Source organism: Mesorhizobium sp. M7A.F.Ca.MR.176.00.0.0 (genome assembly GCF_004023165.1).
Lineage (GTDB): Bacteria > Pseudomonadota > Alphaproteobacteria > Rhizobiales > Rhizobiaceae > Mesorhizobium.
The window spans coordinates 1-8,256 of sequence record NZ_RZTC01000173.1 but is presented as its reverse complement, the minus strand read 5'-3'; the positions used below and the strand labels follow the sequence as shown (position 1 = coordinate 8,256).

Annotated in this window: 10 protein-coding genes and 1 pseudogene; 9 read left to right on the top strand and 2 right to left on the bottom strand. The window is 62.7% G+C overall.

Features of this window, described 5'->3' with window-relative positions; all coding sequences use genetic code 11:
• The 9 genes and pseudogenes from EOB59_RS32385 to EOB59_RS32345 all read left to right on the top strand — a co-directional run.
• Positions 1-850, top strand: a pseudogene (locus EOB59_RS32385) (conjugal transfer protein TrbE); the annotation flags it as partial.
• Positions 822-1,631 carry a P-type conjugative transfer protein TrbJ gene (gene trbJ, locus EOB59_RS32380; protein ID WP_095482563.1) on the top strand — a complete coding sequence of 270 codons (810 nt, stop codon included), beginning with the start codon at positions 822-824 and terminating at the stop codon, positions 1,629-1,631. The pseudogene EOB59_RS32385 and the gene trbJ, both read left to right, overlap by 29 nt.
• Positions 1,628-1,840 carry an entry exclusion protein TrbK gene (trbK, locus tag EOB59_RS32375; RefSeq protein ID WP_128177110.1) on the top strand — a complete coding sequence of 71 codons (213 nt, stop codon included), beginning with the start codon at positions 1,628-1,630 and terminating at the stop codon, positions 1,838-1,840. The genes trbJ and trbK overlap by 4 nt, the downstream gene beginning before the upstream one ends.
• Positions 1,834-3,033, top strand: coding sequence for a P-type conjugative transfer protein TrbL (trbL, locus tag EOB59_RS32370; protein ID WP_095482565.1), 1,200 nt, complete (start codon positions 1,834-1,836; stop codon positions 3,031-3,033). The genes trbK and trbL overlap by 7 nt, the downstream gene beginning before the upstream one ends.
• A 14-nt stretch (positions 3,034-3,047) precedes the next feature.
• Positions 3,048-3,710 carry a conjugal transfer protein TrbF gene (locus EOB59_RS32365; RefSeq protein WP_095482566.1) on the top strand — a complete coding sequence of 221 codons (663 nt, stop codon included), beginning with the start codon at positions 3,048-3,050 and terminating at the stop codon, positions 3,708-3,710.
• A 79-nt stretch (positions 3,711-3,789) separates the two neighbouring features.
• A complete protein-coding gene (gene trbG / locus EOB59_RS32360; RefSeq protein WP_245329714.1) occupies positions 3,790-4,578 on the top strand; it encodes a P-type conjugative transfer protein TrbG in 789 nt (262 codons plus the stop codon).
• Positions 4,578-5,033, top strand: a complete 456-nt coding sequence (gene trbH / locus EOB59_RS32355; RefSeq protein ID WP_095482568.1) for a conjugal transfer protein TrbH — start codon at positions 4,578-4,580, stop codon at positions 5,031-5,033. The genes trbG and trbH overlap by 1 nt, the downstream gene beginning before the upstream one ends.
• 8 nt (positions 5,034-5,041) lie before the next feature.
• Positions 5,042-6,352: an IncP-type conjugal transfer protein TrbI gene (gene trbI / locus EOB59_RS32350; protein ID WP_095482569.1), complete on the top strand. Its 1,311-nt coding sequence runs from the start codon at positions 5,042-5,044 to the stop codon at positions 6,350-6,352.
• Positions 6,353-7,059: 707 nt separating this feature from the next.
• Complete coding sequence (locus EOB59_RS32345) at positions 7,060-7,446, top strand: GNAT family N-acetyltransferase (protein WP_158302485.1); 387 nt, start codon at positions 7,060-7,062, stop codon at positions 7,444-7,446.
• 94 nt (positions 7,447-7,540) lie between these two features.
• On the opposite strand, the gene EOB59_RS32340 is transcribed toward EOB59_RS32345, so the two are convergent.
• Entirely contained in the window at positions 7,541-7,885 is a 345-nt protein-coding gene (locus EOB59_RS32340; RefSeq protein WP_095482571.1) for a hypothetical protein, read from the bottom strand.
• Positions 7,885-8,256, bottom strand: a 372-nt coding sequence (locus tag EOB59_RS32335) for a transposase (RefSeq protein ID WP_164895820.1), incomplete at its 5' end; no start/stop codon positions are given. The genes EOB59_RS32335 and EOB59_RS32340, both read right to left, overlap by 1 nt.

Sequence of the window (8,256 nt, the reverse complement as noted above, 5' to 3'; positions counted from 1 at the left end):
CGCGTGGGCGGCCGAGTGGATCGAAACGCTTGTCGCGCTGCAGGGCGTCAGCGTCACGCCGGACTATCGCAACGCCATCTCCCGGCAGATCGGTTTGATGGCGCAGTCGCGCGGTCGCTCGCTCTCGGACTTCGTCTCCGGCGTGCAGATGCGCGAGATCAAGGATGCCTTGCACCACTACACGGTCGACGGCCCCATGGGGCAGCTTCTCGACGCCGAGGAGGACGGTCTGTCACTCAGGGCGTTCCAGTGCTTTGAGGTGGAAGAGCTCATGAACATGGGCGAACGCAACCTCGTACCCGTCCTGACCTATCTCTTTCGTCGCATCGAGAACCGCCTGACAGGAGCGCCCAGCCTCATCGTGCTCGACGAGGCCTGGCTGATGCTCGGGCATCCGACCTTCCGCGACAAGATCAGGGAATGGCTGAAGGTGCTGCGCAAGGCGAACTGCGCCGTCGTCCTCGCAACGCAGTCCATCTCCGACGCCGAACGCTCCGGCATCATCGACGTCTTGAAGGAAAGCTGCCCGACGAAGATCTGCCTTCCCAACGGCGCTGCGCGCGAGACGGGAACGCGCGAGTTCTACGAGCGGATCGGCTTCAACGAACGGCAGATCGAGATCGTCGCGACGGCTCTGCCGAAACGCGAATACTACGTCGCCTCGCCGGAAGGCCGCAGGCTGTTCGACATGGCGCTCGGTCCTGTCGCCCTCTCCTTTGTCGGAGCGTCCGGCAAGGAGGACCTCAAGCAGATCCGTGCCCTTCATTCCAAGCATGGGGCCGCGTGGCCCCTCGAATGGCTCCAACAGAGGGGGATTGCCGATGTCGCATCATTCTTTCCCAAAGCGTAGCACCCGTGCCGCAGTTGCCGCGGCGCTGATACTGGGCACTGCCGTAGCGCCGCCGGTCGCGCATGCCGGCGGCATGACGGGGCAAGCAACTGAATGGACCCAGCTTGCAAACAATGCCGAGCTTGTCAGCCTCGTCGGCAAGTCGGCCGAGCAGGTCAACAACCAGATCAAGCAGATCACCCAGCTCGCCGAGCAAATCCAGAACCAGCTCAATATCTACAACAACCTGCTGCAGAACACCGCGCAGCTGCCCAACCATATCTGGGGCCAGGCCGAGAACGACCTGAAGAGCCTGCAGAACGTCGTAGCGCAAGGGCAGGGCGTCGCCTTTTCGATGGGCAATATCGATGACGTTTTGAAACAGCGCTTCCAGAGCTTCGCCGACATGAAGAGCAACCTGCCGGATGGCACAAGTTTTTCGTCGACCTACCAGAGCTGGTCAGACACCAACCGCGACACGATCGCCGGAACGCTGAAGGCAGCGAACCTCACCGCGGAGCAGTTCTCGAGCGAGGAATCCACCATGTCCTCGCTGCGCTCAATGTCGGAATCGGCCGACGGCCAGATGAAGGCGCTGCAGGTCGGCCATCAGATCGCCACCCAGCAGGTCGCGCAGATGCAGAAGCTGCGCGGGCTCGTCTCGCAGCAGATGACCATGATGGGCACGTGGTTCCAGTCCGAACAGGCGAGACAGGACCTCGCCGAGGCCCGCCGCGAGCAGTTCTTCAACGCGCCCAACCGCGATATCCGCAGCGGTCAGACGATGGAGCCCCGCTGGTGAGCCCGCGCCTTCTCATCGCCCTCGCGGTGTTCGTCGCCTTCGGCGCCGGCATGATGTTGTGGGTAGTCGTGCAACCGAACGCCACGACTGAAACGCCGGCGGCGGCGTCGAGCTCTGGTGCTGCGCGTCAAGAGCACCGGGAGCGCTTTTTCGGCGGCGATCCGGATCGCGATGTGCGCGGCGGGCAGGAAATGAAGCCGCGATGGTGATTGTCCGCCCCTCCCGCGCGTTTGAGGCGCTGTTCATCGTCATCGCCATCGTGCTGCTCGCGAGCGCGCCGGCGCTTGCACAGCAAGGTTCGGTCCTAACAACACTGGAGAACCAGGTCGTCACCGCCGCAAAGGGCTGGGAGACGACGGTCATGGACGCGGCACGCTCGCTGTTCTGGATTCTCGCCAGCATCGAAGTTGGGATCGCCGCGGTCTGGCTGGCGATTAACGCGGCCAGCCTCGACGCTTGGTTCGCCGAGCTGGTGCGCCGGGTCATGTTCATCGGCCTCTTCGCCTTCATCCTCGATCAGGGACCGGCCTTCGCCAAGGCCGTGGTCGACAGCCTGTTCCAGATCGGCGCCGGCGGCGGCTCGGCTTCGCCGGCGAACATTTTTGATGCCGGCATTCGCGTTGCATCCAAGATGTCCGAGCAGGCGCAGTTCGGCCTGTTCGAGGACAACGCGCTCGCCATCGCCGCGGTCTTCGCAATGGTCGTTGTCGTCGTCTCCTTCTCTCTGGTGGCTGCGATCTTCGTGGCCGTCATGGTGGAGATGTATGTCGGGCTTCTGGCCGGGATGATCATGCTTGGACTGGGAGGCTCCTCCTACACCAAGGACTTCGCCGTCCGTTATCTGGTCTATGCCTTTTCCGTCGGCATGAAGTTGATGGCGCTGGTGATGATCGCCAAGATCGGCTCAGACATCCTGCTCGGCCTGGCCGAAGCGCCGACGGCGACCTCCGACCAGTTCATCACGACGCTCGCCATCGCAGGCATTTCGGTCGTCGTGTTCGTCATCGCCATGTACGTTCCCCCGATCGTGCAGGGGGTGGTCCAGGGCGCGTCGATCGCCGGCGGCATGGAAGCGATCCGGCACGGCGCGCAGGCCGCGACCTTCGCCGCCGGCGGTGCCTTCCTCGGCGCGAGCGCCGCGTCACGGGGCGCGCAGACGGCGAGCGACGCACGAGCTGGCGGGTCGTCGATGGCGGGTGCTGCACTGCGTGGCATGGCCTCTGGCATTGGCAACGCCGGATGGGCAGCCGGCTCGGCGGCCAAGGAAAAGGCGATCGCCTCGCCCGGCGCCTATGCGGGCTCTCTCCTGGGGCTTGCCAACGCCAAGCTCGACCAGAGCCGGCAATCGGGCGAGCGGACACCCTCTCGGCCTGTGCCGCCCCCGATCGATGACAGTAAGTAAGGAGACCGTTCGGCATGGCCGCAGGCAATCCGCCCGAAAACCCTTATCTTGCCGCCCGACAGGAGTGGAACGAACGCTATGGCTCCTACGTCAAGGCCGCAGCCGCCTGGCGCCTGGTCGGGATCGCCGGCATGACCATGGCGGTGATCGGCTTTTCCTATGCGCTCTTCCAGAGCACGCAGGTCAAGCTGGTGCCGTACATCGTCGAGGTCGACAAGCTCGGGACGGCCTCGAGCGCCGGCTTCCCGGAACAGATCGAGTATGCCGATTCCCGCGTCGTCAGGGCCACGCTCGGCAGCTTCGTCTCGAACTTCCGGAGCGTGACGCCGGATGCGGTCGTGCAGAAGCAGTATATCGATCGCACCTATTCGCATCTGAGAACCTCCGATCCGGCCACCGAGAAGGTCAACGCCTGGTTCCGCTCCTCCTCGCCGTTCGAGAAGGCGAAGACCGCGACGGTCGCCATAGAGGTGAACAACATCGTCGCGCTGTCCAACCAGAGCTACCAGATTGACTGGACCGAGTTCGAACGCGACCGCAAGGGCAAGGAGACCGCCGTTCGGCGGTTCCGCGGCGTCGCCACCGTCACGCTTACGCCTCCACAGGACGAGGCCATCATCCGCTTCAACCCGATCGGTCTCTATCTCCGCGACTTCGACTGGACTGCGCAGCTTTGAAAGGCATGGCCCGCATATGAACTTCAGAACCAAAATAGCCCGGGCCACGCTGAACGCCATCGTGATCGTATCCATCGCGATGGGGTCGCCCTTCCTCCTCTCTTCGGAAGCCCTCGCAGATGGGGTGACTGCCAATGAGGCGAAGGGCATCGGGATTTCCGGCCAGTGGCGTGGATCGCGCGGCCTTGTCACGAAAGGCGCGGACGGAAAGGTCGTCTTTCTCTACGGCGAGATCCAGCCCTCGGTCGTGTGCTCGCCGCTGCAGGTGTGCGATATCGAGCTTGAGGCCGGTGAGGCTGTGCGCGATGTTCTCGTCGGCGACACGGTCCGCTGGAAGATCGAACCCGCGACCTCCGGGGCCGACGGCGGCCAGGCCGTCCACCTGATCGTCAAGCCCTCCGAGCCTGGCATCGTCACCTCGATGGTGGTGACGACCTCTCGACGCACCTATCACATCCAGCTCAAGTCGCATCAGGCGCAGTACATGGCCCGTGTCGGCTTCGAATATCCCGAGGACGTGTCCGCGAAGCTCGCCGACATAAACGCCCGCATGGAAGCGAGCACGATTCCGGGCGCCGGGGTTCCGGCCGAGCAGTTGCAGTTCGGCTATTCGATTTCGGGTCGCGCCGGATGGCGGCCCAGCCGCGTCTATAGCGATGGCATCAAGACTTACATCCAATTTCCACGCTCGATCTCCGGCCAGGACGCGCCGGTCCTCTTCGTCATCTCCGGCGGCCAGAACCGTATCGTCAACTATCGCATGAAGAACGATATGATGATCGTCGACTATCATGTCGATAAGGCTGTACTCGTCTCCGGCGTCGGCTGGAAACAGGAGAAGGTCACGATCCGGCGGGGAAGGCGGTGATGTCTGTCTTCCGCTCGTTTCGCTCGCTCGCCGCCGCGGTCACACTCGCGGTTTTCCTTTCCGGTTGCCAGAGCCTTGGCTCGGGCGACCTCGTCGCCAGCAAGGCGCCAGCCGACATCTCCGGCCCGGCCGCAACTTCGATCGCCGGCGATATGGTGAGCCGCCTTGCCGAGCACGTCGGGCCAGGCACTGGGACCATCGCGTTGAAGCAGGATGGTTCGCCCTTCGGGCGAGCTCTGGAGGCGGCCCTCAAGGGGTGGGGATACGCGGTCGTCACCGACCAGACAACCGACAGCGGCACGACGATCGTCCCGCTTGCCTATGTTGTCGAGCTGTTCGAGGGCCAGGTCCTCGCGCGGCTGTCGACGAGCAGTGTCGAGCTCGGCCGTGCCTATGAGGTAACTACCACGGGCGCATCGCCGGCGAGCCCGCTCTCCGCGATGCGTCGCGGGTAGGGGGAGCCATGGTGCAATCTCTTAAGCTCGGCGGTGCGCCCAACAAGGACTCCGAGGCCGGCATCCGGCGCATCAATCGACTGCCGATCATCATCGTGATCGTGCTCGTCATCGCCTTCCTCGGCGTGATCTTCTACGGTCTCACATCGCGCGGCCTGCTTGTCCGCCAGAACACCGGCCCGGGCGATGGCTCCGGCAATCCGGCCTCGACCTTCGCCGACCAGCTTAAGCGAGGTGTAGGCGACGCCATCATCGGAGAACCACAGCAATCAACGACGCTGCAGCCGACACCTGTGGAGACGCAAGTTGAGAAAGAGCCCGCCGTCAACCCGTTCACGCCACAGCAAGATGCACGGCCGGCACAGGAGTTGGAGCCCGAACAGGTCTGGCGAGCCCGGCTGCAACGAGAGCAGGAAGAACAGTATCTCCGGGAGCGCCATCGCCAGAGGATGGCCCGGCTTCAGGCTAATGACGCGGCCTATGACTCGCCGATCACGGTCGACCGCGGCAAGTTCGACAGTCGGGGAGGGGATACGACCGCTGCGGCCGCCACGACAACGAACGGAATCTCCACCGCGACGACGACTAGTGCTGCGTCCGACCTATATGCGGCAGCTCTGCGCGCTGGTCTCGGCGGGCAGAATGTCGATCCAAATGCCCAGAAGGCCAAGGAGGATTTCTTCAACGCGGACCTCAAGGAGCTTGGCTACCTGCCGAACCGTGTTGTGCCGCAGCAGTCACCATATGAGCTCAAGCGTGGCTCGGTTATTCCCGCGACATTGATCACCGGCATCAATTCCGACCTTCCCGGTCGCATCACCGCCCAGGTGAGCCAGAACGTCTATGATTCAGCAACTGGACATCGCCTTTTGATCCCACAGGGAACGAAGTTGTTCGGACGCTACGACAGCAAGGTGTCGTTCGGCCAGAGCCGCGTGCTCGTCGTCTGGACGGACATCATCTTCCCGAACGGCTCCACGCTCCAGATCGGCGGCATGGCGGGCTCTGATGCTCAAGGTTATAGCGGCTACCGCGACAAGATCGACCGCAAGTGGCTTCAGACCTTCGGTTCGGCCATCCTCGTTGCGGTGATCGGCACCGGCATGGATATGGCAATCCCGCACAGCTCCACACTCGCGACGCAAGACACGGCCTCGGATGCCGCAAGACGAAACTTCGCCGAGACATTCGGGCGTGTCGCCGATCGAACCATCCAGAGGAACATGGACGTGCAGCCGACGCTCGAGATCCGCCCTGGGTACAAGTTCAATGTGCTCGTCGACCAGGACATTGTTTTCCCGGGCATCTACAAAGGTTGACGACGGGATGTGATGGCGGAGCGGCCTCGGTCGAGACTTGCCTGCCAATTCGACCCCTGACCCGACCTGAGTGCCATAGGGTTTGGAGAGGCTGGAGACTTCGAGCAGCGAAGTCCACCTTTCCATAACGATGGCCAGTCATGAGCCCCCGCAACCACCAAGCCGAAGCATATCGGCCGGATCGACCAGCGCTTGGCCAAGCGTTGCGACGTTGAAGCCGGCCGCCTTTGCATGGGTGGCGATGGCAAAGATGGGGGGCGATAAAGCCGACCGCCGTGCCGATGAAGACGCTGTTTGCGGTGGCGCCGGTGTCAATCGGCGTGGGGTTTCCGCGCCGATCGGCACGATAAGGCATTGAAATCTCAGTGGCGGGTGGGGTCACGCTGTGGCGCCGGTTCACAATGGCGAAAGTGGGTCAGGTAATCTATCTGACACATCACCAGCATCTATGCGATATCGCCAGGCGGGTTTGTCCAAATGCTCGCATACACGAGTTGGCCGCGCCCCTCATCCCGGAACGCCGAGCTGCGTGAGATGTCAAAGTCCGAAGTGGCGTGAATCGGCGTCCCTACGTGACCCGCCCCTCACCAATTCAATGCCTAATAGCGCCGATCAGCGCCGAAGCGCCACGCCGATTTACAATGCGGAATTGTCACTGCCCGAATTATTCGGGCACAAGACGTTTACATTCTTGTCAGGAATATAGCATGAAATATCGGCTTCGGGCCGTTTCCGCAACGATGCAGGCTCGAAGAGATTTGCTGGGCCATTGGCGTCCGTCCGACACGATCGAATCCCTTGTTCTTGATGGGCACGACATCATCGAACTGGATGGCAAGGGGGTGGGATGTATTGCCGTCACATGGCAGCCTGACCACCTCTTCCTCGAAAAACAGCGTTCCAGAAATCGCGGCATGGGCGCGCAGGTATTACAGCAGCAAGGGAGAAGAGGGGCTCAGCGTGGCCATCCCACCAGGCTCAGCGTCTTGACAACGAACCCCGCCTCAAAGTTCTATGAACGAGAGGGGTTCGTGGTCGAAACGGAGACTGCAGAACGACGTCGGATGGTGAAGTTTCTGCCCCTCGCTGAATGAAGATCGCCAAGGGCAAATGGCCGCTCACCACCCCGTCTGCGCCGTTTACAATATGTGTCCGGCCTTTTGAGCAACCTAGCAGGCTGTTGAAGAATCAGGCTCTTTCGCAAACGAAGCCTGAATCGTCGGCGTTGTGGATGTAGAAGTGGCCGACGAGGCGGCCTGCAGTGCCAAAGACAACCCAGCCGCGGCCACAGGCTGGGTCATTCTCATCATGCCCCTCCCATGAGAACTCCGCGCAGGCTGAGCCATCGCGGGTGCCATATCGGACATCGAGGAAGCCGTTGAGTGCGCCGAAGGCGATCTCGCCATCCGCCGAGCCTTTGAATGTCAGATGCGCTTCCTCGACGAGATCGAGGAAGTCATTATCCCAAACATCCATCTCGACGATGCGCCAGCGGCCGGCAAAGGCCTTGGCGAAGCCGGGAACCTTAGCCATCAGCCGGTCTCCGCCATGAGCTTGGGCAGTCGCACCAGATTGTAGGCGGCGGCTGCGAAGGTGAAGGCCCATCCGACACGGTCGCGGCCGCGGAACCTGGTCTTGTGCTGGCCGGCCACGACCTTGATCCAACCGAATGCCTCTTCGATGCGTTTCCTGGATGCGCTGGCTGACGGCATAGCCGCCAGCCGCGTCGTGCGCCCGTCGATCGCCGAACTGCGGCCGCTCGTGTTCTGCGCTACATGCGGCGTCACCCTCATCGAGCGCAGCTCATTGACGACGTCTTCCGCGTCGTAGGCCTTGTCGGCGCCGAGCGTGATCGCCTGTGGCCGCTCCGCTCGAGGTTCGATCATGTGCAGTGCGGCCACCCG